The sequence below is a fragment of the Pseudomonas sp. LBUM1656 genome, from assembly GCF_059716065.1.
On sequence record NZ_CP166800.1, the window covers coordinates 5,675,729 to 5,700,388 of the forward strand.

Sequence of the window (24,660 nt, forward strand, 5' to 3'; positions counted from 1 at the left end):
TGTCATCCGTGGAGCGGGATGCTTAATAGTTGAAAGTCTTGACCAGCAGCAGGTCACCGATCGCGCGCAGGGGCACGATGAAAGTCTCGCGTTTTTCGTCGACGGTGTTTTCGTTCAGCACCAGGTTGATCTGCGAGGTGATCACCTCATTCTGGTTGCTGGTCTCATCGAAGTTATAGCCGCCGCTGCCGAAGTTGCCCCAATAGTTAACGTAAACCAGATAGGTGCCATGCATCGGCGCGGTCATGGTGAACATTTCCGGGCCCGGGCCATCGACGCCGTCCGGGTCGAGCCCGCCGCCGTTGCTCATCGCCGGACGAGCCCAGAATGCATGCTGACCGTCGGGAGTAACGATGTGCAGATCGAGCTCGGCTTTCGGATCGTCCCAGCCCAGCACCACGCGAATCCGCGCCGGGGTGCGCAGGTTGTTGGCTTCATAGAATTGAACGCGTTTGAGGGATTTGCCTTCGGCACTGCGCACTTCGACGCTGTTGGAGCCCGCACCGAACGCATACGGCCGGGCGAAACGTCCCTCATCGTCGGTGTACAGATTCAGCGGATTGCCGTTGACCGCCAGCGTATGCGGCCCGCGTTGCGTGCCGATGGCCTTGAGCTGGCCCTGGATCATCGTGCGATTGCGCTGCACGCCCCGGTCGATGGGCGGCGTCGGATAGGCGACTTGAGGGTATTCACTGCGGTCCAGCAGGCCGTTGTAACGCCAGCCGCCGACCGGTTCCGACAGCTCAGCCGTCGGCTCGGCCCAGGCAGCGACCGCCCAGACCAACGCCATCAGCACTAGAAGAAATGAACGCATGTGACGCCTCCTGCCATGCATAACGAAACCTTGCGCCCGATCCTCGGCGCGTTACAGATCCAAAAACTGTGTTTCGTCAGAAAGACCCGTGACTAATGGGTCGTAGAAGGCGCGAAGGTTAGCCATTTGGCGGTTTTTTAACAATCGGATACATCTACATTTGCGGTAGGAATCACGCACATTTGAGCCCGTGAGCCGAATAGCGAGTTTATTCGGCTCACGAAATGAGCCGAATAAACGCTTAACTTAGCCGTAATGCGATCTGTAGCAGCTGGCGAAGCCTGCGTTCGGCTGCGAAGCAGTCGTCAATCCTGATTGCGCCGTATGCCTGATAGACCGTGGGTTCTGGTTTTACGACTGCTTCGCAGCCGAACGCAGGCTTCGCCAGCTGCTACACAGAATGTGGCGAGGCTGAAACCAGTGGCAGAAATGCTGCCCTCATTTGCCCATAACCCCCATGTCTGCTAGTGTCGCGCCGGTTTAACGTCAACCGGAAATAGCCGCCATGGCCCGCAAAAAAGCTGCACTGGATTTCGAACAGTCTCTCGCTGACCTGCAAACGCTGGTGGAGCGTCTGGAGAACGGCGAATTGTCGCTGGAAGACTCGCTGACGGCTTTCGAGCAAGGCATCGGTCTGACCCGCGATTGCCAGGCGGCGCTGGCCCAGGCCGAGCAAAAGGTTCAAGTACTGCTCGAGCGTGATGGCGAGTTGGCCGAGGAACCCTTCGACGCGGATCAGCCGGAATGATTGCGGCGTATTCCGCGACCAGCCAGGCTCGCGTCAATGCTGCACTGGAAACCCTGTTCAATGCGCCGAGCCCTGAGCTCACGCGGTTGTACGAAGCCATGCGCTACAGCGTGATGAATGGCGGCAAACGGGTGCGTCCGCTGCTGGCCTATGCGGCGTGCGAAGCGCTCGGTGGCAAGGCTGAGCAAGCCAACGGCGCAGCCTGCGCGGTGGAGCTGATTCACGCTTATTCCCTGGTGCACGACGATTTGCCGGCCATGGACGATGACGATCTGCGTCGCGGCCAGCCGACCACGCACAAGAAATTCGATGAAGCCTGCGCGATCCTGGCCGGTGACGGCTTGCAGAGCCTGGCGTTCAGCGCCCTGCTCGACCCGCGTCTGAGCACCTCGGACGCAGAGATTCGCCTGCAGATGGTCAGCGCCCTGGCGTTGGCGGCAGGCCCGGCCGGTATGGTCGGCGGTCAAGCCATCGACCTCGGTTCGGTCGGCCTGAAGCTCGATCAAAAAGCCCTCGAAACCATGCACCGGCACAAAACCGGTGCGCTGATCGAAGTCAGCGTCAAACTCGGCGCCCTGGCCAGTGGTCGTGCCGAGAAAGACGAACTCAAGTCCTTAAAGACTTATGCACAGGCCATCGGCCTGGCGTTCCAGGTCCAGGACGACATTCTCGACGTCGAAAGTGACACCGAAACCCTCGGCAAACGCCAGGGCGCCGACATCGCTCGTGACAAGCCAACCTACCCGGCCCTGCTCGGCCTCGACGCGGCAAAGGCTTATGCCCTGGAACTGCGCGATCAGGCCCTGCACGCGCTGCGACCGTTTGACGCGGCTGCCGAGCCGTTGCGCGATCTGGCCCGCTACATCGTCGAACGGCGCAGCTGACGGCGTATCCGCCAAGTTAAAACCAACGCGTGGGCAGGGGGCGATGCATCAGGTAAACTGCCGCATCTTTTATACCTATAACGATTCGCCTGATGCCCACGACGTTTCATGAGATTCCCCGCAAGCGCCCGACCACGCCCCTGCTCGACCGTGCCAACACGCCGGACGGCCTGCGCCGGTTAGGCGAAGCCGAGCTGGAAACCCTGGCCGATGAGTTGCGCCTGGAATTGCTCTACACGGTCGGACAGACCGGCGGGCATTTCGGTGCCGGCCTGGGCGTCATCGAGCTGACCATCGCGTTGCATTACGTCTTCGACACCCCGGACGACCGGCTGGTGTGGGACGTGGGTCATCAGGCCTATCCGCACAAAATCCTCACCGGCCGTCGCGAGCGCATGGGCACCCTGCGCCAGAAGGACGGCGTCGCCGCCTTCCCGCGTCGTTCCGAGAGCGAGTACGACACCTTTGGCGTCGGCCACTCCAGCACCTCGATCAGCGCAGCGCTGGGCATGGCGATTGCCGCCCGCCTGCAGAACAGTGATCGCAAGGCGATCGCCGTGATCGGCGACGGCGCACTGACCGCCGGCATGGCCTTCGAGGCGCTGAACCATGCGCCGGAAGTCAACGCCAACATGCTGGTGATCCTCAACGACAACGACATGTCGATCTCGCGCAACGTTGGCGGGCTGTCGAATTACCTGGCGAAGATCCTTTCCAGCCGCACCTACGCGAGCATGCGTGAAGGCAGCAAAAAGGTCCTGTCGCGCCTGCCCGGCGCATGGGAAATCGCCCGTCGTACCGAAGAATACGCAAAAGGCATGCTGGTTCCCGGCACGCTGTTTGAAGAACTGGGCTGGAACTACATCGGCCCGATCGATGGCCACGACCTGCCGACCCTGATCGCTACCCTGCGCAACATGCGCGATCTCAAAGGCCCGCAGTTCCTGCACGTCGTCACCAAGAAAGGCAAAGGCTTCGCCCCGGCGGAAGTCGACCCGATCGGTTACCACGCCATCACCAAACTTGAACCCGTTGATGCGCCGGCCGCTGCGCCGAAGAAAGCCGGCGGACCGAAGTATTCCGGCGTGTTCGGCGAATGGCTGTGCGACATGGCCGCGTCTGATCCGCGCCTCGTAGGCATCACTCCGGCGATGAAAGAAGGCTCCGACCTGGTGGCGTTCAGCGAACGCTTCCCGCTGCGCTACTTCGACGTGGCGATTGCCGAACAACACGCGGTGACCCTCGCCGCCGGCATGGCCTGCGAAGGCGCGAAGCCGGTGGTGGCGATCTACTCGACCTTCCTGCAACGCGGTTACGACCAACTGATTCATGACGTCGCGGTGCAAAACCTCGACGTGCTGTTCGCCATCGACCGCGCAGGTCTGGTGGGTGAAGACGGCCCGACGCATGCAGGCAGTTTCGACCTGTCGTTCCTGCGTTGCATCCCCGGCATGCTGGTGATGACCCCGAGCGACGAAAACGAACTGCGCAAGATGCTCACCACCGGTCACTTGTTCAACGGTCCGGCGGCGGTGCGTTACCCGCGTGGCTCCGGCCCGAACGCGACCATCGAAAAAGACCTGCAACCGATCGAAATCGGTAAAGGCGTGGTTCGTCGCCAGGGCAGCAAAGTCGCCCTGCTGGTGTTCGGCGTGCAACTGGCCGAGGCGCTGAAAGTCGCCGAGAAGCTGGATGCGACCGTGGTCGACATGCGTTTCGTCAAGCCGCTGGATGAGGAACTGGTTCGCGAAATGGCGGGCAGCCACGAATTGCTGGTGACCATCGAAGAGAACGCGATCATGGGCGGTGCCGGTGGCGCGGTCAGCGAATTCCTGGCCCGTGAAAACATCCTCAAGTCGATGCTGCACCTGGGCTTGCCGGACAGTTACGTCGAGCATGCGAAGCCTGCGCAGATGCTGGCCGAGTGTGGGCTGGATGAGGCCGGGATCGAAGCTTCGATTCGCGAGCGTCTGCAATTGCTGAGCATCTAAACCTCAGACTTATGCAAAACCCCTTGTGGGAGCGGGCTTGCTCGCGAATGCGGTGGATCAGTCGGTATTAATGTTGACTGACCTACCGCATTCGCGAGCAAGCCCGCTCCCACATTTGATTTGTGTTAACCCTAAAGTGCCAGTGACCTGCCGATGAAACTCTCCCCCCTCGCCCTGACGCTGACTCTGCTGCCGGCCGGTCAACTCCTGGCTGACACGTTCGAGCGCGATCAAGCCCTGAAACTCCCCGAAGTGCTGATCAGCGCCAACCGTCAGGTCGAAGCACGCAACGACAGCAGCGCCGCCAGCACCGTGTTCACCCGCGAAGACATCGACCGCCTGCAACCGAGCAGCGTCACGGACTTGCTGAGTCGGGTACCCGGCGTGCAAGTAGGGCAAACCGGCGGGCGTGGCAGTCTTCCGGGGATCTACATTCGCGGGACCAAGTCGGCGCAGAGCCTGGTGCTGGTGGACGGTCAACGCATCGGCAACTCAACCTCCGGTGACAGCAACCTGCAACACATCAACATCGAACAGGTCGAGCGCGTGGAAGTGCTGCGCGGCTCCCGTTCGGTGATTTATGGCAGTGATGCGATTGGCGGCGTTATCCAGATTTTCACCCGACGCGGCGTCGAACAAGGCCTGCAACCGCGTCTGCACGTCGGCTTCGGTAGCAACCAGACGTGGGAGCGCAGCCTTGGATTATCCGGCGGCGATGAGAAAACCCGTTTCAACCTCGGCGCCAGCCTCGATGAAACCACCGGGATCAATCGTACCCACGAGTCGTATCCCAGCGATGGCGATCACGATGAGTACCGCAATAAATCGATAAGTCTGAGCCTGAGCCACGCCCTCACCGATGACATCGAAATCGGCGCCAACGTGCTGGATAACCGTGGCAAAAGCGAGTTCGACAATCCGTTCGGGCGCTTCGACACGACGACCTTCGAATCGCTCCAGCAGCAGCCTTACAGCGACTTTGCCGTGAGCAGCATCAGTAGCTATGTCGATGCCCGGGTCAACGACCTCTGGAAAACCCGCGTCGAATTCGGTCACAGCGAAAACCGTGAGAATACCCTGGACAAGCTCAGCGATGAACGCAGTGTGTTCAATACGTACCGTGATTCGGTGAACTGGCAGAACGACCTGACGCTTAATGAGCGCAACAGCTTGATTGTCGGTGGCGACTGGTACGAAGACCGGATCAACAGCAGCACACCGTTCGACGAGGACAGCCGCTGGAACCGCGCGGCATTTATCCAGCATCGCTACCAGGCGGACAGCTTCTCCACGGAACTGGGTTTACGCCGGGACCAGAACCAGCAGTTCGGTGGCCAGAACAGCTGGAGCGGCACGTTCACCCTGCCGTTGAACCCGGACAACGACGTGCTGCTGACTTACAGCGAAGGCTTTCGCGCACCGACCTTCAATGATCTGTACTACCCGGATTTCAGCAATCCCGACCTGAAGCCTGAAACCTCGAAAAGCTACGAGCTGCAATGGCGCAGCCAGTTGACCGAGGCCAGTCGCCTCGAAGCGTCGCTTTACCGCACCGACCTTGAAGACGCGATTATTTTCGGCAGCAACTCACGGCCACAGAACGTCGCCTCGGCACGCATCAACGGATTCGAAGCGGCATTGAAACAGGAACTGTTTGGCTGGCAGAGCAACCTCGGCGTGGCGATCATCGACCCACGGGATCGCGACAGCGGTCACACCCTGGCGCGTCGGGCGCGGCGGACCTTGAGCCTGGACCTGGATCGACAGTTCGACCAGCTCGGCCTCGGCGCCAGTTGGCAGGCGGTGAGCAGCAGCTATGACGATGAGAACAATCTGCAGCCGTTGGGCGGGTATGCGTTGCTGGGGTTGCGTAGCAGCTGGGAATTGAATCGCGAGATCAAGCTTGAGCTGAAGGTCGATAACCTGTTGGACAAGGGGTACAGCCGGGCGCTGTACAGCCATGACGGCAGTCAGTATGGGTATCGCGAGGAAGGTCGGGCGTGGATGTTTGGGGTGACCTGGACCCCGGAAATCTGATCCAGAATTAGGGGGGACTGAGCTGGCCTCTTCGCGAGCAAGTCGAATCGTCGCACCGCCGCTCCCACATTGGTTTGTGTCGCTCACAGATCCAATGTGGGAGCGGCGGTGCGACGATTCGACTTGCTCGCGAAGCAGGCACCTCGGTCTTAGCGATCGGGCGCAATCACCTGGCACAGCTTGCCCGTCGCTTCGATCATCTGCCCACTCGGCCGTTCCAGCCCCTTGTCCGTCACCAACAACAACCGCCCTTGCGCCACCGCCGCCACCTGCGGCCAGGCTTTCCACGCCTCCAGCTGCGCCTGGTCACTGGCCAGAATCACCTCCGGATTACGCTGCAACACGGCTTCGACGCTGACCTGCGGCGCCGGCAATGTCAGGTCGGCAAACACATTCCGCGCCCCGCACACCGCCAGCGCATCACTGATGATCTGCCCGCCGCCAACGGTGTACAGCGGTCGATCCCAGACCTGATAGAACACCCGCAACGGTTCATCCCGACGATAACGCTGACGCAGTGCATCCAGTCGCTGGCGTAATTGCGCGGCCAATGAAACGCCACGCTCAGGCCGACCGAGTTGCGTGGCGATCGCTTCGATCTGCGCGGTCAGCTGTTCGAGACTGTGAGGTTCAGCGACATACGTGGGGATGTTCATTCGCTGGAGTTGCTCACGCTGAGCCGGACCAACGCTGCCAGGCCAGAGCAGCAGCAAATCGGGTTGGAGGCTGAGCAGTTGCTCCATGTCCAACTGGCCATAGCGGCCAACCGAGGGAAGCCCTTTGAGTTCGGCAGGACGCTCACCGGCATCCAGCACGCCGACCAGAAGGTCCGACGAATCCAGCTCGACAACGATTTCAGAGAGCGACGGCGCGAGGCTGACAATACGCTCGACAGCAGAAGCCATGCCGCTACCGGCCAGCAGCATCACCGCCAGCCATCCGCGGAACATCAGGCGAGCTGACGCGGGATACGGTAGAGGTAAAACAACACCGTGGTCGACAGCGCCAGCAGCACCAACGGCACCGCTTCGAGGCCGACGAACACCGCTAACGCACCGATCCATGCCGGCAGGCCAGCGACCAGGAACGCGGTGCGGCGCTTGGCAGCCAGGGTGATCCAGGCGGCGGGTTCTTCAGGGGTATCGAGGGCTTTCTGGGTGGCGATCAGTGCGTGTTTGTAGCCGCCAAAAAACTTCAGGCTGACAAACATCGAGGCGACACCAGCGATGAACAATGGCATCGCCAGCACCGGCAAAATCGCCTCGCCCTGGCCGAACACGCCATTGATCACGAACAGCGGCAGCAGGGCCAAGGCCAGGTATTGCCACCAGTTGAAGGACAATCGCCGCCGCACTTGTCCGCGCGTCACGCCCGGTCTGCCTCGCCCTGATGCTCGTTGCCCATCATGTGGTCGAGCTTGCTGGCCTTGGTGGCCAGATAGAGTTTGTTGTGCGGGTTATGGCCGGTGTGCAGCGGCACGCGCTCAGCGACCACGATGCCCATGTCGGTCAAGGCTTTGACCTTGCGCGGATTGTTGGTCATCAGGCGCAGGGATTTCACGCCCAGGTGTTCCAGCATCGGCAGGCACATGGCGTAGTCACGCTGGTCGGCGGCAAAGCCCAGGCGTTCGTTGGCTTCAACGGTGTCTGCACCGCCATCCTGCAACTCATAGGCGCGGATCTTGTTCAGCAGGCCAATGCCACGGCCTTCCTGGCGCAGGTAAAGCAGCACGCCACGGCCTTCACGGGCGATGGCCTGCAAGGCGGCCTCAAGTTGCGAGCCGCAGTCGCAACGCTGGCTGAACAAGGCATCGCCGGTCAGGCATTCGGAGTGCAACCGGCCGAGTACCGGGGCACCGTCGGCGAACTCACCCAGGCTCAGCACCACGTGCTCGCGTCCGTTTTCTTCATCGAGAAAGCCGTGCATGGTGAATTGCGCAAAAGGCGTTGGCAGCTTGGAAGCGGCGACAAAAACGACAGGCACCGGTGTGCTCCTGATCAATAAGTACTGGAGATTCGCAGAGGCGGCATTGTAACAGCAGGTTCCTGCAGACGCTTAGGCTGAATTATGGGGCATAACGATCAAAAAGTTAGATCTCAAGCGCCTGAGGCCCGGCCTGCGCGCACTCTGTAGCAGCTGGCGAAGCCTGCGTTCGGCGGCGAAGCCGTCGTGAAACCTGACGACTCGGTCAGCCGGATACACCTTGGCGCCTGAATTTACGACGGCTTCGCCGCCGAACGCAGGCTTCGCCAGCTGCTACAGGACCTGTGTTCAGTTCGGGCCAAACGGATAGGGTTGTTTCCAGCGTTCGAAGATCGGTTTCAACCGGCCGCTTTTCACCAGCAACTCCATACGCTCATCGAACAACGCCATCAAAATACGGGCCCTGGGCGTATCGGCAAAGCACAGGTACAGCGGCAATTCCGCAATATGAGTGCGACGAAACTGCGACGGATCCTTGGCCCACTTGAGGACATAGTCGACTTCCGTCAGCGCGTCGATGTAGTAGTCGGCGCGGTTGCGGGTCAGCATCGACAAAATACCGGTGCGCCGAATGACTTCGTTATAGCGCCGTACGTTGGGCAGGTAATCCTGATAGTCGTAGCCGCGGACCCAGGCCAGTCGATAGTTGCCCAGGGTCTCCGGGGTCGGCGCAGGGTTGCTCGCCAGCCCCAGGGCATAGATGTGATCGGTATCGAAATTCCAGCGTGGGTAAAGCAGATCGCTGCTCTCGTCACGGTAGGAGCCGACACAGGCGTCCACTTCGCGGCGCTGGGCCAGGCCCACGGAGCGCGTATAAGGCTCGGTGCGGATGTCCAGTTTGACACCGGCTGGCTCGAACACTTCCCGCAGCACATCCCAACCCAGGCCATGACCGTCAGCGGCGGTGTAGTCTTCCCAGTCTTCGCTGGCCAGGTGGATCACGGAGGGTGTCGTCGCGGCATCGCCCGCCTGAGCGAACGAGCAAAACATGGCGAACACCATCACAGCCAACCAGCGCCGAGCCATCCTGAATCCCCTGTCTCGCCCGTCAGGCGAAAATCCATACCAGCCCTTGCATCGCCAACCACGCAAACACACCTGCCAATACGTCATCGAGCATGATCCCGACGCCACCGTGCACATGCCGGTCGATCCAGTGAATCGGCCAGGGCTTGAGAATGTCGAAGAAGCGGAACACCACGAACCCCGCCAGCAACCAGTACCAGCCTTCCGGCACCAGCCACAGAGTGATCCACATCCCGACCATTTCGTCCCAGACGATGCCTTCGTGGTCGTGCACCCGCAGATCGTCGGCGACCTTGCCGCACAGCCAGAAGCCGAACAGCATGGTGATGCCGAGCATCAGCCAGTAACCCCAGTCGGGCAGCATCTGCCACAACGGAATAAAGGGTAGCGCAACTAACGAACCCCAGGTGCCCGGTGCCTTTGGCAAGGTGCCCGAACCGAAGCCGAACGCCAGGAAGTGCCAGGGATTGCGCCAGACCGAAGGCGGTACGAATTCCGCCGGGACCTGTTTGGGATGATCTGTCACGGTGTCTCCCGAAAATGTTGATAGCCCCGGGTTTGCGGGGTGATGTCTAGCCCAGCGGCGTCCAGCAGCACAACGCCCTGCCCTGCCACCACACGTCCGACCACATGGATCGGCCAGCCGGCGGCCAGCAACGCGGGCAACTCGACGGACGGCAGGGTGAAGGCCAGTACGTAATCGTCGCCACCACTCAGGGCCGCGTCTTCAGCGCCCGATTGGCCGAGGAAGGCGACTAAAGCGTTCGACAGCGGTAAGCGGTCGCGTTCAACCTGAATGCCGACATTCGACGCCAGGGCGATATGCCCGCAGTCAGCGAGCAGGCCGTCGGAGATATCCAGTGCCGAGGTGGCTTTGCCACGCAGTGCCTGACCCAACGCCAGTTGCGGCTGCGGCGACCAGTAATGGGCCAGCAATGGATCGGCGATGGCGGCTTCAGCCGTGCGCTGACCCAGCACCAGCGGCAAGGCCCCCGCCGCATTGCCCAACTCACCGCCAACGCAGAGCAAATCGCCGGGTTGCGCACCCCTGCGGGTCAACGCCTTGCCGGCCGGCACTCGACCGAACACGGTCATGGTCAGGCTCAGCGGCCCCCGCGTGGTATCACCGCCCACCAGGGCCACACCGCAACTCTGGGCCATGAGGTTCAAACCACGGGCGTAGGCATCCAGCCAATCGGCGGTCACCGTCGGCAAGGTCAGGGCAAGGGTAAAGGCAACAGGGGTGGCGCCCATGGCAGCCAGATCGCTGACGGCCACAGCCAGCGAACGCTGACCGAGCAGAAACGGGTCGCAAGGATCTGCGAAATGCACGCCGGCAACCAGCGTGTCGGTGGAAATGGCCAACTGTTCCCCGGGGGGAACCGCCAGCAAGGCGCAGTCATCGCCGATCCCGAGAGCAACGCCTTCGCCGCCTTGCGCACAAGGCGCGGCGGCGAAGAAATTGCGGATCAGCTCAAACTCGCCCATGGCTGAGAAAAAGTATTCAAGCGCCGATTAGCGCTTGAACGCCTTCACTTCAGCTTCACGCAGACGCGGGGCCAGCTTGTCGAGTACACCGTTGACGAATTTGTGGCCGTCGGTGGAACCGTAGACTTTCGCCAGTTCGATCCCTTCGTTGATCACAACCCGGTACGGCACGTCGACGCGCTTGAGCAGTTCCCAGGTGGACAGGCGCAGTACGCACAGTTCAACCGGATCCAGCTCTTCGATGGTCAGGTCCAGGCACGGCGCCAACGCAGTGTCGATCTCGGTCAGACTGGCCGGGACACCGTGCAGGATGTCGTGGAAGTAGCTGGCATCGGCGAAGGTGAAATCGTTGTCGACGCGAAACTGCGCTTCGATTTCGTTCAGCGAAGTACTGGCCATGTGGCGCTGATACAACGCTTGAGTCGCCAACTGACGGGCAGCGCGGCGCTTTTCACTTTTCGAAGGCTTGCCGGCGTCCGTTGGACGCGGTTCGCGCGGGTTGAAACGATCGCTTTCGTCGCTAATCACTTGGCCTCCAACTGCGCCAGCAGGCTGACCATTTCCAGAGCGGACAGGGCAGCTTCGGCACCTTTGTTACCGGCCTTGGTGCCGGAACGTTCGATAGCTTGCTCGATGGAATCAACGGTCAGGACGCCGAAAGCGACCGGAACGCCGAACTCCATGGACACCTGGGCCAGGCCCTTGGTGCATTCGCCCGCCACGTATTCGAAGTGCGGAGTACCGCCACGAATGACCGCGCCCAGGGCGATGATTGCCGCGTATTCGCCCTTCTGAGCGACTTTCTGCGCAACCAGCGGGATTTCGAAGGCGCCAGGCGCGCGGATGATGGTGATATCGCTTTCGCTTACGCCGTGGCGAACCAGGGCATCAACTGCACCGCTGACCAGGCTTTCAACGACGAAGCTGTTGAAACGGCCCACTACTAAAGCGTAGCGGCCTTTAGGGGCGATGAAGGTACCTTCGATGGTCTTCAGGGTCATTCGTTAGATCTCTTAAAGAGCCGGGACGCGTTTTCTACGCGTCCCTCGGTGATGTGTTAGCCGCGAATCAAGGACTGGAAACAACCAGTCATTATTCGGAGGGCACGTATTCTACAACTTCCAGATCGAAACCGGATATCGCATTAAATTTCATTGGCGCCGACATCAGGCGCATTTTGCGCACGCCCAGATCCCGAAGGATCTGCGAACCGGCACCGACGATGCTGTAGGTGGTCGGTTTTTTCACGGCGGTCTGGTCCGCGGTTTCACGGATGTGCGCCAGCAACACGTCGCCATCGAGCGGGTGACCGAGCAACAGCACCACGCCGCTGCCGGCCTCGGCCACCGCGGCCATGGCGGCGCGCAGGCTCCAGCGGCCCGGTTGCTTGACCATCAGCAGGTCGCGCAGCGGGTCCATGTTGTGCACGCGAACCAGGGTCGGTTCTTCAGCGCACACGGTGCCCAGGGTCAGGGCCATGTGCACGTCGCCTTCCACGGAATCACGATAGGTCACCAGATTGAACTGGCCCAGTTCGCTGTCCAAAGGCTGCTCGGCAATCCGCTGAACGGTACGTTCGTGGATCATCCGGTAGTGAATCAGGTCGGCGATGGTGCCGATCTTGATGTTGTGTTCGGCCGCGAAAGCTTCGAGTTCGGTGCGACGGGACATGGTGCCGTCGTCGTTCATCACTTCGCAGATCACGCCGCTTGGCTCGAAACCGGCCATGCGCGCCAGGTCGCACGCCGCTTCGGTGTGGCCAGCGCGCGCCAGGGTGCCGCCGGCCTGGGCCATCAGCGGGAAGATGTGGCCAGGGCTGACGATGTCTTCAGCCTTGGCGTCTTTCGCCGCGGCCGCTTGCACAGTGCGCGCGCGGTCGGCAGCGGAGATGCCGGTGGTCACGCCCTCGGCCGCTTCGATGGACACGGTGAACTTGGTGCCGAAGCCGGAACCGTTGCGCGGCGCCATCAAAGGCAGCTTGAGCAGTTCGCAGCGCTCGCGGCTCATCGGCATGCAGATCAGGCCACGAGCGTGCTTGGCCATGAAGTTGATGTGTTCGGCCTTGCAGCACTCGGCGGCCATGATCAGGTCGCCTTCGTTCTCGCGGTCTTCGTCATCCATGAGGATGACCATCTTGCCTTGGCGGATGTCTTCAACCAGTTCTTCGATGCTATTGAGCGCCACAAGGCACCCCCTTGAGTCAGGATTTGAGGTAGCCGTTGGCGGCCAGAAAGCTTTCGGTGATGTTACTGGAAGTCGGCTCTGCGGCCTTATCGCCTAACAGCAGGCGCTCCAGATAACGTGCCAGCAAGTCAACTTCGAGGTTCACCCGGCGGCCAGGCTGGTACGACGCCATGATGGTTTCGCTCAGGGTGTGCGGAATGATCGTCAGCATGAACTCGGCGCCATCGACCGCGTTCACGGTCAGGCTGGTGCCGTCGACGGTGATCGAGCCTTTATGGGCGATGTACTTGGCCAGGTCCTTCGGCGCACGGATGCGGAATTCCACGGCACGGGCGTTTTCGGTACGGGCAACCACTTCGCCCACGCCATCGACGTGACCGCTGACCAGATGCCCGCCGAGGCGAGTGGTCGGGGTCAGGGCTTTTTCCAGGTTCACCGGGCTGCCGCTTTTCAGGTCATTCATCGCGGTGCAGTCGAGGGTTTCGCGACTGACGTCCGCGGCAAAGCCATTGCCTGGCAATTCAACGGCGGTCAGGCATACGCCGTTGACCGCGATGCTGTCGCCCAGTTTGACGTCGCTCAAATCGAGCTTGCCGGTTTCTACGTGGACCCGCACATCTCCGCCTTTTGGGGTCAATGCACGAATACTGCCGATGGATTCGATGATGCCGGTAAACATGGAGTCCTCCTCGAGAACAAAGCCGTCGCGTGGCGCAGGCCGGGAATTATACGCTCGCCGCCGGCGCAGGAATGGCGATGACTCGCCAGTCATCGCCAACTGCGCGAATTTCGATGATTTTGAGCTCGGGCGCGTCTTTCATTTGCTCGAGCGGCCAGTCCAGTAATGGGCGAGCCGAGGAGCCGAGGAACTTGCCGGCGATGAAAATCTGGAACTCATCCACCAGACCTTGCTGGGCAAAAGCCCCGGCAAGACGCGGCCCGGCTTCGACCAACACTTCGTTGACCCCACGATTGGCCAGTTCGACCAGCAACTTGCGCAGGTCGACCAAGCCATCGTCGCCGGCCACGATCAGGCATTCCGGACCGTTGGCGTATTGCTCTTCGATCGCCATGCAGGTGGCGACCAACGCAGGCCCAGCCTTGAAGAACGGAGCATCCAGCGGCACGCGCAAACGACCGTCGATCAGCACGCGCAGCGGCGGACGGCTCATGGCCAGGGCCGTTTGCTCGGCGTCCAGGCCCAATTCATCGGCACGCACGGTCAATCGGGCGTTGTCTGCCAGCACCGTGTCGGCGCCGGTCAGCACCACGCTGGCTTGGGCGCGCAGGCGTTGCACCGCCGAACGCGCCGCCGGACCGGTAATCCATTGGCTTTCGCCGCTTTCCATCGCCGTGCGACCGTCCAGGCTCATGGCCAGCTTGACCCGCACGAACGGCAAGCCGTGTTCCATGCGCTTGAGAAAGCCTTCATTGAGCTTGCGCGCCTCGCCTTCCAGCACGCCGCTTTCGGTAGCGATGCCGGCCTGAGCCAGGCGCTGCATGCCACGACCGGCAACCGACGGGTTCGGGTCTTGCATCGCCGCGACTACTCGAGCCACACCCGCATGTACCAGCGCATCCGCACAAGGCGGCGTCCGTCCGTGGTGACTGCAAGGTTCAAGGGTCACATAAGCGGTGGCGCCTCGAGCCTTATCGCCGGCGGCGCGCAGGGCGTGGACTTCGGCGTGGGGTTCGCCGGTGCGCACGTGCCAGCCTTCGCCGACAATTTGCCCGTCACGCACGATCACGCAGCCAACCCGGGGGTTGGGGTGCGTCGTGTAATGACCTTTGCGCGCCAGTTCCAGGGCGCGGGCCATGTAATGGGCGTCGAGGATGGCAAGTTCTGTGGAGGTGGTCATTCTTTCACCGGCTCTCGGGCCAGGCGATCGATCTCTTCGCGGAACTCGTTGAGGTCCTGGAAGCGCCGATACACGGAGGCGAAACGAATGTAGGCGACTTCATCGAGCTTTTGCAGCTCGGCCATCACCAGTTCACCGACCACGAGGGATTTGACCTCGCGCTCGCCGGTGGCGCGCAGTTTGTGTTTGATGTGCACCAGCGACGATTCGAGGCGCTCGACACTCACAGGGCGCTTCTCCAGCGCACGCTGCATGCCGGCGCGAAGTTTTTCTTCGTCGAAGGGCTGACGGCTACCGTCGGTTTTGATCAGGCGCGGCAACACCAGTTCGGCCGTCTCGAACGTTGTGAAACGCTCGCCGCAGGCCAGGCATTCACGCCGGCGGCGCACCTGTTCGCCCTCGGCGACCAGACGCGAGTCGATGACCTTGGTGTCGTTGGCACCGCAGAAGGGACAGTGCATGGTGGCAGGCAACAAAAAAAGGGAGGGCCATGGTAGCGCATCCCCGTGGCAAGACAAGCCATAGGGTTTACGGTATACAGACGGGCTATATGCCTGATTCATGGATTTCACCTTGCTGGAGCCACAAATGTCCCTAAGACCGCTCGTCTTGCTCAGTCTTTTCAGCCTGCTGGTGGCCTGCAGCAGCGATGCGCCCAAGCCCCAGCCGCCGACGCCAGGGCCCGCCCCGCAGGCGGCGCAGAAAAAAGCCAAGGAGTCGGCCAACCTCGGCCCGCTGCCCGCGTATCAGCGTGAACTGAGCGGCACCCTGCAAGGCGTGCCGGCCGGTGCTGAAGTCGAACTGGCGCTGCTGGTGATCGATGCCCAGGACCGCCCGCAACAATTGCTCGCCAGTTCCAGCCTGATCGGCACCAATCAGATTCTGCCGTTTCACCTGCGTTTCAACCCGGAATCGTTCCCGGCCGGCGTGCGCGTTGAACTGCGGGGCCGTGCCAGCCAGTCTGGCCAGTTGATTTTGCATCTGCCGTCACAGGTCATTAGCCAGCCAACGACGCAAACACTGGGTCAGCTGCAATTCGTCAAAGCGCCATGATTGCACCGCTCGACCTGCAACAGGCGTTGGGTGAACTGCTTGGTGATGCGCAGCTGGTGCCTGTCCCGTTACCCGATACCGAGCTGAAACTCTGGCTGATCGACGGCGACAACATGGACCGTGCCTTCAGCCCGGAAGAAACCCGGCGGATTCTGCATGAGCCGCCGTACTGGAGTTTCTGCTGGGCCAGCGGCCTGGCGATGGCCCGCTACCTCGCCGAATTCCCGGAATGGGTCAAAGGCAAGCGGGTGCTGGATTTTGGCGCCGGCTCGGGCGTGGCCGGGATTGCGGCAGTCAAGGCCGGGGCGCTGGAAGTGGTGGCCTGTGACCTCGACCCGCTGGCAATTGCCGCGTGCCGGGCGAACGCTGAACTCAATGACGTGGAGCTGAGCTACTCGTCGGACTTTTTCGCCGAGGCAGATCGGTTTGATCTGATTCTGGTGGCGGACGTGCTCTACGACCGGGCGAATCTGCCGCTGCTTGATGAGTTTTTGAGCCGGGGCCGGGAGGCGTTGGTGGCGGATTCGCGGGTGAGGGATTTCAGGCATCCGCTCTATCAACGCATCGAGATGCTGGAAGCGATGACGTTGCCGGATCTGGCCGAGCCTGAAGAGTTTCGGCATGTGAGCCTGTACCACGCGCGGCGCGCTTAAAGCTTCGAGAGCAAGTCGAATCGTCGCACCTCCGCTCCCACAGGGATCTTCTGTGAATGTAATCCTTGTGAACAACACCGAACACTGTGGGAGCGGGCTTGCCCGCGAAGGCGCCTGATCAGGCAACACACCTCTCAACCACCGACCCGCTTCCGGCCGCCCCCCGTCAAGCCGTATAGTTGCCTCATTCACGCTTCCAAGAGATCCCCCATGAGTCAGGAAACGCCGTACATCTTCGACGCCACGACTGCCGATTTCGACCAGTCGGTGATCGAGAACTCTTTCCACAAACCGGTGCTGGTGGATTTCTGGGCCGAATGGTGTGCGCCCTGCAAAGTGCTGATGCCGATGCTGCAGACCATCGCCGAGAGTTATCAGGGCGAGTTGCTGCTGGCCAAGGTCAACTGCGATCTCGAACAGGACATCGTCGCCCGTTTCGGCATACGCAGCCTGCCGACGGTGGTGTTGTTCAAAGACGGTCAGCCGGTGGATGGTTTTGCCGGTGCGCAACCGGAATCCGCAGTCCGCGCGATGCTTGAACCTCACGTACAAATGCCGCCACCCGCAGCGGCTGATCCGTTCGAACAGGCTCAGGCCCTGTTCGATGACAGTCGTTTTGCCGACGCCGAAGCCGCGCTCAAAGTGCTGCTGGGCGAAGACAACACCAACGCCGGCGCCTTGATCCTCTACGCCCGCTGCCTGACTGAACGGGGCGAACTGGGCGAAGCGCAAACCGTGCTCGATGCGGTGAAAAGCGATGAGTACAAGGCTGCGCTGGCCGGCGCCAAGGCGCAGATCCAGTTCTTGGGCCAGGCCAAGGATTTGCCGGACGCCGCAGACCTGAAAGCGCGCCTGGCGAAAAACCCGCAAGACGATGAAGCGGTGTATCAACTGGCGATCCAGCAACTGGCCCGTCAGCAGTACGACGCCGCGCTGGATGCCTTGCTGAAACTGTTCGTGCGCAATCGCAGCTACAGCGAAGGCTTGCCGCACAAGACCTTGCTGCAAGTGTTCGAACTGCTGGGCAATGATCACCCGCTGGTGACCACCTACCGCCGCAAGTTGTTTGCTGCTCTTTATTAAAAGATCAAAAGATCGCAGCCTCGTTTCACTCGACAGCTCCTACAGGAAACCGAGATCCCTTGTAGGAGCTGTCGAGTGAAACGAGGCTGCGATCTTTTGCGGTCTACTCGATCCAGCTGTAAAGCGGCGTATCCCCGCCGCTCGTCACCTTCACATCAGCGCTGTGGCGCAAGCGCACCAGCAGGCGTTTGCCCGACGCCGCGCTGCCGGTCAATCCTTCCAGCTGCTCCAGCAAATCCGGCCCGCTCAATTGCCCGGCCTTGCGCAGCAAGTCCTTGGCGATCTGCCACAGCGCATCATCCTGATTCATCGGCCTCGCCGGGGCCGCACTGGCCTCAGGTGTGACCACCTGCAACTGTGCGCCGAGCCGTGCCCAATCGCTGTCATCCATCTCCAACGTCAAATCCACCGGCCAGTCGCCGATGCTTCCGCGAATTCGCAACATAGGTCTGCTCCTGCACATTTCTGACTTGCATGCTCCCATGTGACTTGCGCAACGCCAAGCAGGCGGTCAAACTCCTCGCACTTTCGTTATAAGATTACATAACAAACTCTTCATTTTACTTTCGGAGACCCGCCATGCGCCGTCTGCTTCTCGCTCTGCCGTTTGCCCTGTTGCCGCTGGCCGTCGCCCACGCCGCTGAAGAACATGATCACGACCACGATCATGAACACGGCAGCCTGAGCGCCCACGAACATGGCGTCGGTCGCCTGAACGCGGCGCTGGACGGTCAGACCCTGGAGCTGGAACTGGAAAGCCCGGCGATGAACCTGGTGGGTTTCGAACACGTCGCCACCACTGACGCCGACAAAGCCAAGGTCGCCGCTGCTCGTGCGCAGCTCGAAAAGCCACTGGTACTGTTCAACCTGCCGAAAGCCGCCGGTTGCGTTGTGGCGACCCAGGAACTGGAGAGCCCGCTGTTCGGTGATAAGCCAGACGCTGATGACGAAGATGCCAAAGACGAACATCACCACGACCACAGCGAAATCCACGCGCACTACCAACTCACCTGCTCGGCCCCGGGTGCACTGAAAAACCTGGACCTGGCGAACATCTTCAACACCTTCCCGGCCACCCAGAAGATTCAGGTACAACTGATCAGCCCGAGCGGCCAGCAAGGGGTTGAAGTGACGGCCAAGGCTGCCGCCCTCAAATTCTGAATGCACTGAAATCCAAATGTGGGAGCGGGCTTGCTCGCGAAGGGGTCGTAACATTCAACAGAAATGTTGCCTGACCCACCGTTTTCGCGAGCAAGCCCGCTCCCACAAGGGTTCACCTATCAACCTGACCGGTTTCACATGACCCAAGCACTCATCGAACTGTCCGACCTGGGCTTCAGCTGGCCCGGTCACCCGCCACTGCTGGACATCCCGGCGTTTCGCCTGATGCCCGGGGAAACCCTGTTCCTCAAAGGCCCCAGCGGCAGTGGCAAGACCACCCTGCTCGGCCTGCTGGGCGGTGTGCAGAAGCCGGATCGCGGCAGCATTCGCCTGCTGGGCCAGGAGCTGACCGAACTCGGCGCCGGCGCGCGTGACCGCTTTCGCGTCGACCACACAGGCTACATCTTCCAGCAGTTCAACTTGCTGCCGTTTCTCTCGGTGCGCGAGAACGTCGAATTGCCCTGCCACTTTTCCAAACTGAGGGCCGAACGGGCGAAACAACGTCACGGCAGCGTCGACCAGGCCGCGGCCACCCTCCTCGCACATTTGGGTTTGAAGGATGAAAGCATCCTCAGTCGCCGCGCCGACTCGCTGTCCATTGGTCAGCAGCAACGGGTCGCCGCCGCGCGCGCGTTGATCGGTCAGCCGGAGCTGGTAATCGCTGACGAACCGACCTCGGCCCTGGACTACGACGCGCGCGAAAACTTCATTCGCCTGCTTTTCGCCGAATGCCGCGAAGCCGGCTCAAGCCTGTTGTTTGTCAGCCACGACCAAAGCCTCGCGCCATTGTTCGATCGCCACTTGTCGCTGGCCGAACTCAATCGCGCCGCCACTCCGTTCGAGGTTTGAGATGTATTTATTTCGTCTAGCCATGGCCAGTCTGGCTAACCGCCGCTTCACCGCGATCCTCACCGCGTTCGCCATTGCCCTGTCGGTCTGCCTGCTGTTGGCGGTGGAACGGGTGCGCACCGAAGCCAAGGCCAGCTTCGCCAGCACCATCAGCGGCACCGACCTGATCGTCGGCGCACGCTCCGGTTCGGTGAACCTGTTGCTGTACTCGGTGTTCCGCATCGGCAACGCCACAAATAACATCCGTTGGGACAGCTTCGAGCACTTCGCCAACAACCCGAAAGTGAAGTGGGCGATCCCGATGTCCCTCGGCGATTCCCATCGTGGTTACCGCGTGATGGGCACCACAGAGGCGTACTTCGAGCATTACCAGTACGGTCATCAGCAACACCTGGAATTGGCCGATGGCCGCACCTTCGCCACCGATCCATTCGAAGTGGTGCTCGGCGCCGAAGTGGCGGAGGCGCTGCACTACAAACTCGGAGATAAACTGGTGTTGGCCCATGGCGTGGCAGTGATCAGCCTGGTCAAACATGACGACAAACCGTTCACCGTGGTCGGCATTCTCAAACGCACCGGCACCCCGGTGGACCGCACGTTGCACATCAGCCTTGGTGGCATGGAAGCGATTCACGTCGACTGGCACAACGGTGTGCCGGCCCAGGGCAAAGGCAGGATCAGCGCCGATCAGGCGCGCAACATGGACCTGACGCCGCAAGCGATCACCGCGTTCATGCTTGGCCTCAACAGCAAGATTTCAACCTTCGCCGTGCAGCGCGAGATCAACGAATTCCGTGGCGAGCCAATGCTGGCGATCCTGCCCGGCGTGGCGCTGCAGGAGTTGTGGAGTTTGATGAGCACGGCGGAAAAAGCCTTGTTCGTGGTCTCGCTGTTCGTGGTGCTGACCGGTTTGATCGGCATGCTCACGGCGATCCTCACCAGCCTGAATGAACGTCGGCGCGAGATGGCGATTCTGCGCTCGGTGGGTGCCCGGCCGTGGCACATCGCGACGTTGCTGGTGCTGGAGGCGTTTGCCCTGGCGTTGTCCGGCGTAATCGCCGGGTTGGGGCTTTTGTACGTGGGCATCGCCCTGGCCCAAGGTTATGTGCAAGCCAATTACGGCTTGTACCTGCCACTCGCCTGGCCCAGTGAATATGAATGGACGCTGCTCGGTGGCATCCTGATCGCCGCGTTACTGATGGGCAGCGTGCCGGCGTGGCGCGCGTATCGCCAATCTTTGGCCGATGGCCTGTCGATCCGACTATGAGGACGTTAATAATGCCCCGCGCTCTGCTTGCGCTGTTGATGCTGGTCGCCCTGCCGCTGTGGGCGGCCGAGCCGAAAGAACTGACCTGGTCGGAAATGATCCCGCCGGACGCCGCACCGGAAGTGCCGAACATGACCCCGCTGCACGACCTGTCGCAGATGAGCAGCGCGCTGGAATCAGCGCCCGCCGCCAAGCAGGACATGCCCAATGCGCCGGTGGTGAAAAGCCTCGACGGGCAGAACATTCGTTTGCCGGGCTACATCGTGCCGCTGGAAGTAAGCGAGGAAGGCCGCGCCACGGAGTTTTTGCTGGTGCCGTATTTCGGCGCGTGCATCCATGTGCCGCCACCGCCGTCGAACCAGATCGTGCATGTGAAAAGCGAAGTGGGCGTGAAGCTCGATGAGCTGTATCAGCCGTACTGGATCGAGGGGGCGTTGCAGGTGAAAGCGTCGAGCAGCGAGTTGGCGGATGCGGGGTATCAGATGGAGGCGGACAAGATTTATGTGTATGAACTGCCGGAGTGAATCCGGCAGTTCTGTGTTGTTTGATCAATCGCCATCGCGGGCTTGCCCGCTCCCACAGGTTTTAGGTGATCCTTGTGGGAGCGGGCTTGCTCGCGAAGAGGCAATCAGCCGCACCACAAAAAACAGCCCATCACTGTTTCATTGAGCTGCATCAAAAGACCGTATCAGACGCCTCCGTACCATTGGACATCGAACATTTTTAACGTCCTTTGGAGCCCCCATGCACAAGTCCGCGCTCTGCGCTTCGCTGCTCGCCCTCGCGTTTGCAGCCCCGCTCGCCTACGCCCACGATGCCGGCGACATCATCGTTCGTGCCGGTGCAATCACCGTCAACCCGAAAGCCGACAGCTCCAGCGTCAAGGTCGATCAAGGCCCACTGGCCGGCGCCGATCTGGGTGGCAAGGCCACCATGAGCAGCGACACGCAGTTGGGCCTGAACTTCGCTTACATGATCGACAGCCACTGGGGGATCGAGCTGCTCGCCGCCTCGCCGTTCGAACATGACGTGAAGCTCAAAGGCACCGCTCTGGGTGCAGCCAACGGCAAACTCGGTACCCTGAAGCACCTGCCGCCGACCTTGAGCGTTGTGTACTACCCGCTGGACGGGAAGTCCGCGTTCCAGCCGTATGTCGGCGCCGGCATCAACTACACCTGGATCTACGACGAGCACGTCGGCAGCGAAGCGCAGGCCAACGGCTTCAGCAACTTCAAGGCAAAAAACTCCTGGGGCATGGCGTTCCAGGTCGGTGCCGACTACATGCTGACCGACACCGTGATGATCAACGCCCAAGTGCGCTACATCGACATCGATACCCGCGCAACCGTTGAGAACAACGCCGTTGCGCCGGGCACCCGGGCCAAGGTGAATGTGGATGTTGATCCGTTCATCTACATGGTTGGCCTGGGCTACAAATTCTAAGGCCCCTTCGTCGGAACGCCGCCCGGAGCAAGCCCGCTCCCACAGTGGATGTGTGTCATGCACAGATCAAATGTGGGAGCGGGCTTGCTCGCGAAGACGTCCGCCCAGACAACAAAAATCCAAAAGCAAAAAAGGCGCCTCGAAAGGCGCCTTTTTCATGACTGGGTGAACCTCAGCGTCCCAACAACCGCGCCAAGCCAACACTCATCGGTGTCTGCTCCGGGTAAGTAAAGCGCTCCAGCAACCGCCGGTTATTCGCTCGCGAGTGGCGGATGTCACCGGAACGTGCCGGGCCGTAACTCACCGGTGGCAATTGACCGACCACCGCCGACAGCGCTTCAAGCATTTGCTTGAGGGAGGTCGCCTGGTTCCAGCCGACGTTGACCGCGCCGACTTCAACCTGCGGTTGCTCGATGGCTTGCACCAGCAAGCCCACCAGGTCCTCGACGTACACGAAATCGCGCGTCTGCTCGCCATCGCCAAACACGGTGATCGGCAGGCCTTTCTGCGCGCGTTCGCTGAAAATACTGATCACGCCGGAGTACGGCGAGGACGGATCCTGACGCGGACCGAAGATGTTGAAAAAGCGGAAAATCACCGGCTCCAGCGCATGCTGGCGACGGTAGAAATCGAAGTAATACTCGCTGGCCAACTTGTCCGACGCATACGGCGTCAACGGTGCTTTGGGCGTATCTTCGTCGATCGATTCGCCTTCACCATTGTTGCCGTAGACCGCCGCACTGGAGGCGTACAGCACTCGCTTGACGCCGGCCTGGCGCATGGCTTCGCAGACATTCAGCGAGCCGATGAAATTGCTTCGGTGGGTCTTCACCGGATCGTCTACCGAGGCCTGCACCGAAGCCACCGCCGCCAGGTGCGCCACAGCACTGCAACCGAGCATGGCCTGGGCCACCAACGCAGCGTCGGCGACGTCACCTACGATGAGTTCGACCTTGGGGTTATCCAGCGGCAAGTTGCTGCGCTTGCCGGTGGACAGGTCATCGAGAATACGCACCGAATGCCCCTTGGCGAGCAAGGCATCGGTCAGGTGCGAACCGATGAAACCGGCACCGCCGGTGATTAAAACAGGGCCGTCAGCCATGGCGATAGAACCTATCCAGTAAGCCTGGGAGTGCCGCGCGCCAGGCGCGGGGCTTGATCCCGAACGTGTGCAGAATTTTCTTGCAGGCCAGCACCGCGTGTTGCGGCTCTTCGGCGGCGTCCGGGCGCGCGGCGTGAGCCTGGGCGGTCGGCGCTTCGATGGCCAGCGGATGCAGGCTGCGTGCTTCGGTCAGGATCGCCTGACCCAGCGCCAGCGGCGTCGTCGCCTCATGCCCGGCGTAATGATAAGTGCCCCACAGCGGCGCCGCGCAATCAAGTTGCTTGAGCACCGAAATGATCACCCGCGCCGCGTCGTCGACCGGTGTCGGGTTGCCCCGGCGGTCGTCGGCCATCAGCAGCTCTTCAGGGTGTTCGGCGCGATCGAGGAAACGCCCGAGGGTGCCGTCGGGGCTGTCATCGAGCAGCCAACCGAAGCGCAGCAGCACATGTTGCGGGCAAGTGGCGCGCACGCTTTGTTCGATCCGCCACAAGGCCTGACCGCGCAAGCCCAGCGGTACCGGTTCGTCTTTTTCGCTGTAAGCGGTCGCCCGGGAGCCGTCAAACACGCGATAGCTCGAAGGTTGCAGCAGAACGATGTTGTGGTGCTGGCACAGTTCGGCCAGACGCTCGATCGCCCGTTCCTGCCCGGCCAGACGCTGCTCGCTGACCGTCTCCGCCTGAAACCAGTCGAAGTAGTAGGCGAGATTGATCAGCGCGTCCGGGCGGGTGTCGTCGAGCAGTTGCGTCAGGCTCGCGGCATCCCAGCCGTCTTGCGGTGGGCGGGGGGCGAGGAAACCGATGTCTTCCTCCGCACCGAGGCGAATCAGCGCCTGCCCAAGGGCATTTCCGCCGCCCAGTAACATAAGGCGCATTCGCATAGAGTCAGCAGGCCCAGTCTGATTGGAACGATGGCTTTATCGACAGCGCCCACGGGCGATGTCGTTGTTAGTTGCCGGAATCGTTGCATTTTGCGGGTTTAGTGCGCAACCGTCATCCGTAAAGTGTAGATCCCGGGGATTTGTGGTGCCTGTCCTGG

General features: G+C 61.3%; 28 protein-coding genes. 12 read left to right on the forward strand and 16 right to left on the reverse strand.

The features are described from left to right. Window positions 1–22 precede the first annotated feature (22 nt). Window positions 23–814, reverse strand: a complete 792-nt coding sequence (locus ACA072_RS25700; protein ID WP_497621419.1) for a YfaP family protein — start codon at window positions 812–814, stop codon at window positions 23–25. 505 nt (window positions 815–1,319) lie between these two features. Here ACA072_RS25700 and ACA072_RS25705 point away from each other — a divergent pair. From ACA072_RS25705 to ACA072_RS25720, 4 genes are all read left to right on the forward strand, one after another. Further along, window positions 1,320–1,562 carry an exodeoxyribonuclease VII small subunit gene (locus ACA072_RS25705; RefSeq protein ID WP_007894317.1) on the forward strand — a complete coding sequence of 81 codons (243 nt, stop codon included), beginning with the start codon at window positions 1,320–1,322 and terminating at the stop codon, window positions 1,560–1,562. After that, complete coding sequence (ispA, locus tag ACA072_RS25710; protein WP_497621420.1) at window positions 1,559–2,446, forward strand: (2E,6E)-farnesyl diphosphate synthase; 888 nt, start codon at window positions 1,559–1,561, stop codon at window positions 2,444–2,446. The genes ACA072_RS25705 and ispA overlap by 4 nt, the downstream gene beginning before the upstream one ends. Window positions 2,447–2,538: 92 nt before the next feature. Continuing rightward, window positions 2,539–4,437: a 1-deoxy-D-xylulose-5-phosphate synthase gene (gene dxs / locus ACA072_RS25715; protein ID WP_497621422.1), complete on the forward strand. Its 1,899-nt coding sequence runs from the start codon at window positions 2,539–2,541 to the stop codon at window positions 4,435–4,437. Window positions 4,438–4,590: 153 nt separating this feature from the next. After that, a complete protein-coding gene (locus ACA072_RS25720) occupies window positions 4,591–6,474 on the forward strand; it encodes a TonB-dependent receptor domain-containing protein (protein ID WP_497621424.1) in 1,884 nt (627 codons plus the stop codon). 149 nt (window positions 6,475–6,623) lie between these two features. Here ACA072_RS25720 and ACA072_RS25725 read toward each other — a convergent pair whose 3' ends face one another. The 12 genes from ACA072_RS25725 to nrdR all read right to left on the reverse strand — a co-directional run bounded on the left by ACA072_RS25725 (window position 6,624) and on the right by nrdR (window position 15,475). Next, window positions 6,624–7,424: a cobalamin-binding protein gene (locus ACA072_RS25725; RefSeq protein WP_497621426.1), complete on the reverse strand. Its 801-nt coding sequence runs from the start codon at window positions 7,422–7,424 to the stop codon at window positions 6,624–6,626. Then, entirely contained in the window at window positions 7,424–7,843 is a 420-nt protein-coding gene (locus ACA072_RS25730; protein ID WP_497621428.1) for an MFS transporter, read from the reverse strand. Before ACA072_RS25730 ends, ACA072_RS25725 begins: the two co-directional genes overlap by 1 nt. Next, window positions 7,840–8,457: a GTP cyclohydrolase II gene (gene ribA / locus ACA072_RS25735; RefSeq protein ID WP_027924335.1), complete on the reverse strand. Its 618-nt coding sequence runs from the start codon at window positions 8,455–8,457 to the stop codon at window positions 7,840–7,842. Before ribA ends, ACA072_RS25730 begins: the two co-directional genes overlap by 4 nt. Before the next feature lie 288 nt (window positions 8,458–8,745). After that, window positions 8,746–9,483 (reverse strand): substrate-binding periplasmic protein, encoded by a 738-nt coding sequence (locus ACA072_RS25740; RefSeq protein WP_497621430.1) that lies wholly within the window; start codon window positions 9,481–9,483, stop codon window positions 8,746–8,748. Between the two features lie 22 nt (window positions 9,484–9,505). Beyond that, window positions 9,506–10,009 (reverse strand): phosphatidylglycerophosphatase A family protein, encoded by a 504-nt coding sequence (locus ACA072_RS25745; protein ID WP_131062001.1) that lies wholly within the window; start codon window positions 10,007–10,009, stop codon window positions 9,506–9,508. Then, on the reverse strand, window positions 10,006–10,971 hold the full coding sequence (gene thiL, locus ACA072_RS25750) for a thiamine-phosphate kinase (RefSeq protein ID WP_497621432.1): 966 nt from the start codon (window positions 10,969–10,971) through the stop codon (window positions 10,006–10,008). The genes ACA072_RS25745 and thiL overlap by 4 nt, the downstream gene beginning before the upstream one ends. Before the next feature lie 27 nt (window positions 10,972–10,998). Further along, window positions 10,999–11,499, reverse strand: coding sequence for a transcription antitermination factor NusB (gene nusB / locus ACA072_RS25755; protein ID WP_034153728.1), 501 nt, complete (start codon window positions 11,497–11,499; stop codon window positions 10,999–11,001). Next, entirely contained in the window at window positions 11,496–11,972 is a 477-nt protein-coding gene (gene ribH / locus ACA072_RS25760) for a 6,7-dimethyl-8-ribityllumazine synthase (RefSeq protein ID WP_003185938.1), read from the reverse strand. Before ribH ends, nusB begins: the two co-directional genes overlap by 4 nt. 91 nt (window positions 11,973–12,063) lie before the next feature. Then, a complete protein-coding gene (ribBA, locus tag ACA072_RS25765; protein WP_109635198.1) occupies window positions 12,064–13,155 on the reverse strand; it encodes a bifunctional 3,4-dihydroxy-2-butanone-4-phosphate synthase/GTP cyclohydrolase II in 1,092 nt (363 codons plus the stop codon). 16 nt (window positions 13,156–13,171) lie between these two features. Continuing rightward, a complete protein-coding gene (locus ACA072_RS25770; RefSeq protein ID WP_497621435.1) occupies window positions 13,172–13,834 on the reverse strand; it encodes a riboflavin synthase in 663 nt (220 codons plus the stop codon). A 46-nt stretch (window positions 13,835–13,880) separates the two neighbouring features. Further along, a complete protein-coding gene (gene ribD, locus ACA072_RS25775) occupies window positions 13,881–15,014 on the reverse strand; it encodes a bifunctional diaminohydroxyphosphoribosylaminopyrimidine deaminase/5-amino-6-(5-phosphoribosylamino)uracil reductase RibD (protein ID WP_497621437.1) in 1,134 nt (377 codons plus the stop codon). Continuing rightward, on the reverse strand, window positions 15,011–15,475 hold the full coding sequence (nrdR, locus tag ACA072_RS25780; protein WP_003228656.1) for a transcriptional regulator NrdR: 465 nt from the start codon (window positions 15,473–15,475) through the stop codon (window positions 15,011–15,013). Before nrdR ends, ribD begins: the two co-directional genes overlap by 4 nt. Before the next feature lie 127 nt (window positions 15,476–15,602). Here nrdR and ACA072_RS25785 point away from each other — a divergent pair, with 127 nt between their 5' ends. From ACA072_RS25785 to trxA, 3 genes are all read left to right on the forward strand, one after another. Next, a complete protein-coding gene (locus tag ACA072_RS25785) occupies window positions 15,603–16,067 on the forward strand; it encodes a hypothetical protein (protein ID WP_497621440.1) in 465 nt (154 codons plus the stop codon). Beyond that, window positions 16,064–16,720 carry a class I SAM-dependent methyltransferase gene (locus ACA072_RS25790; protein ID WP_497621442.1) on the forward strand — a complete coding sequence of 219 codons (657 nt, stop codon included), beginning with the start codon at window positions 16,064–16,066 and terminating at the stop codon, window positions 16,718–16,720. Before ACA072_RS25785 ends, ACA072_RS25790 begins: the two co-directional genes overlap by 4 nt. Window positions 16,721–16,930: 210 nt before the next feature. Continuing rightward, window positions 16,931–17,803, forward strand: coding sequence for a thioredoxin (trxA, locus tag ACA072_RS25795; RefSeq protein WP_497621444.1), 873 nt, complete (start codon window positions 16,931–16,933; stop codon window positions 17,801–17,803). A 103-nt stretch (window positions 17,804–17,906) separates the two neighbouring features. Here the strand turns inward: trxA and ACA072_RS25800 are convergent, their stop codons facing one another. Next, complete coding sequence (locus tag ACA072_RS25800) at window positions 17,907–18,248, reverse strand: hypothetical protein (RefSeq protein WP_497621447.1); 342 nt, start codon at window positions 18,246–18,248, stop codon at window positions 17,907–17,909. A gap of 134 nt (window positions 18,249–18,382) precedes the next feature. Between ACA072_RS25800 and ACA072_RS25805 the strand changes: the two genes are divergently transcribed. From ACA072_RS25805 to ACA072_RS25825, 5 genes are all read left to right on the forward strand, one after another. After that, window positions 18,383–18,964, forward strand: a complete 582-nt coding sequence (locus tag ACA072_RS25805; protein WP_497621450.1) for a DUF2796 domain-containing protein — start codon at window positions 18,383–18,385, stop codon at window positions 18,962–18,964. A gap of 138 nt (window positions 18,965–19,102) precedes the next feature. Beyond that, window positions 19,103–19,813 carry an ABC transporter ATP-binding protein gene (locus ACA072_RS25810; RefSeq protein ID WP_497621452.1) on the forward strand — a complete coding sequence of 237 codons (711 nt, stop codon included), beginning with the start codon at window positions 19,103–19,105 and terminating at the stop codon, window positions 19,811–19,813. 1 nt (window position 19,814) lies between these two features. Continuing rightward, a complete protein-coding gene (locus tag ACA072_RS25815) occupies window positions 19,815–21,080 on the forward strand; it encodes an ABC transporter permease (protein WP_497621454.1) in 1,266 nt (421 codons plus the stop codon). Window positions 21,081–21,091: 11 nt separating this feature from the next. Then, a complete protein-coding gene (locus ACA072_RS25820) occupies window positions 21,092–21,604 on the forward strand; it encodes a DUF3299 domain-containing protein (protein ID WP_497621456.1) in 513 nt (170 codons plus the stop codon). A 220-nt stretch (window positions 21,605–21,824) separates the two neighbouring features. Then, a complete protein-coding gene (locus ACA072_RS25825; protein WP_497621458.1) occupies window positions 21,825–22,523 on the forward strand; it encodes an OmpW/AlkL family protein in 699 nt (232 codons plus the stop codon). Window positions 22,524–22,695: 172 nt separating this feature from the next. On the opposite strand, the gene pgnE is transcribed toward ACA072_RS25825, so the two are convergent. Together pgnE and ACA072_RS25835 are read right to left on the reverse strand one after the other, a co-directional pair. Beyond that, complete coding sequence (gene pgnE, locus ACA072_RS25830; protein WP_497621460.1) at window positions 22,696–23,625, reverse strand: UDP-N-acetylglucosamine epimerase PgnE; 930 nt, start codon at window positions 23,623–23,625, stop codon at window positions 22,696–22,698. Further along, window positions 23,618–24,502, reverse strand: a complete 885-nt coding sequence (locus ACA072_RS25835; protein ID WP_497449104.1) for a sugar nucleotide-binding protein — start codon at window positions 24,500–24,502, stop codon at window positions 23,618–23,620. Before ACA072_RS25835 ends, pgnE begins: the two co-directional genes overlap by 8 nt. Between the last annotated feature and the right edge of the window lie 158 nt (window positions 24,503–24,660).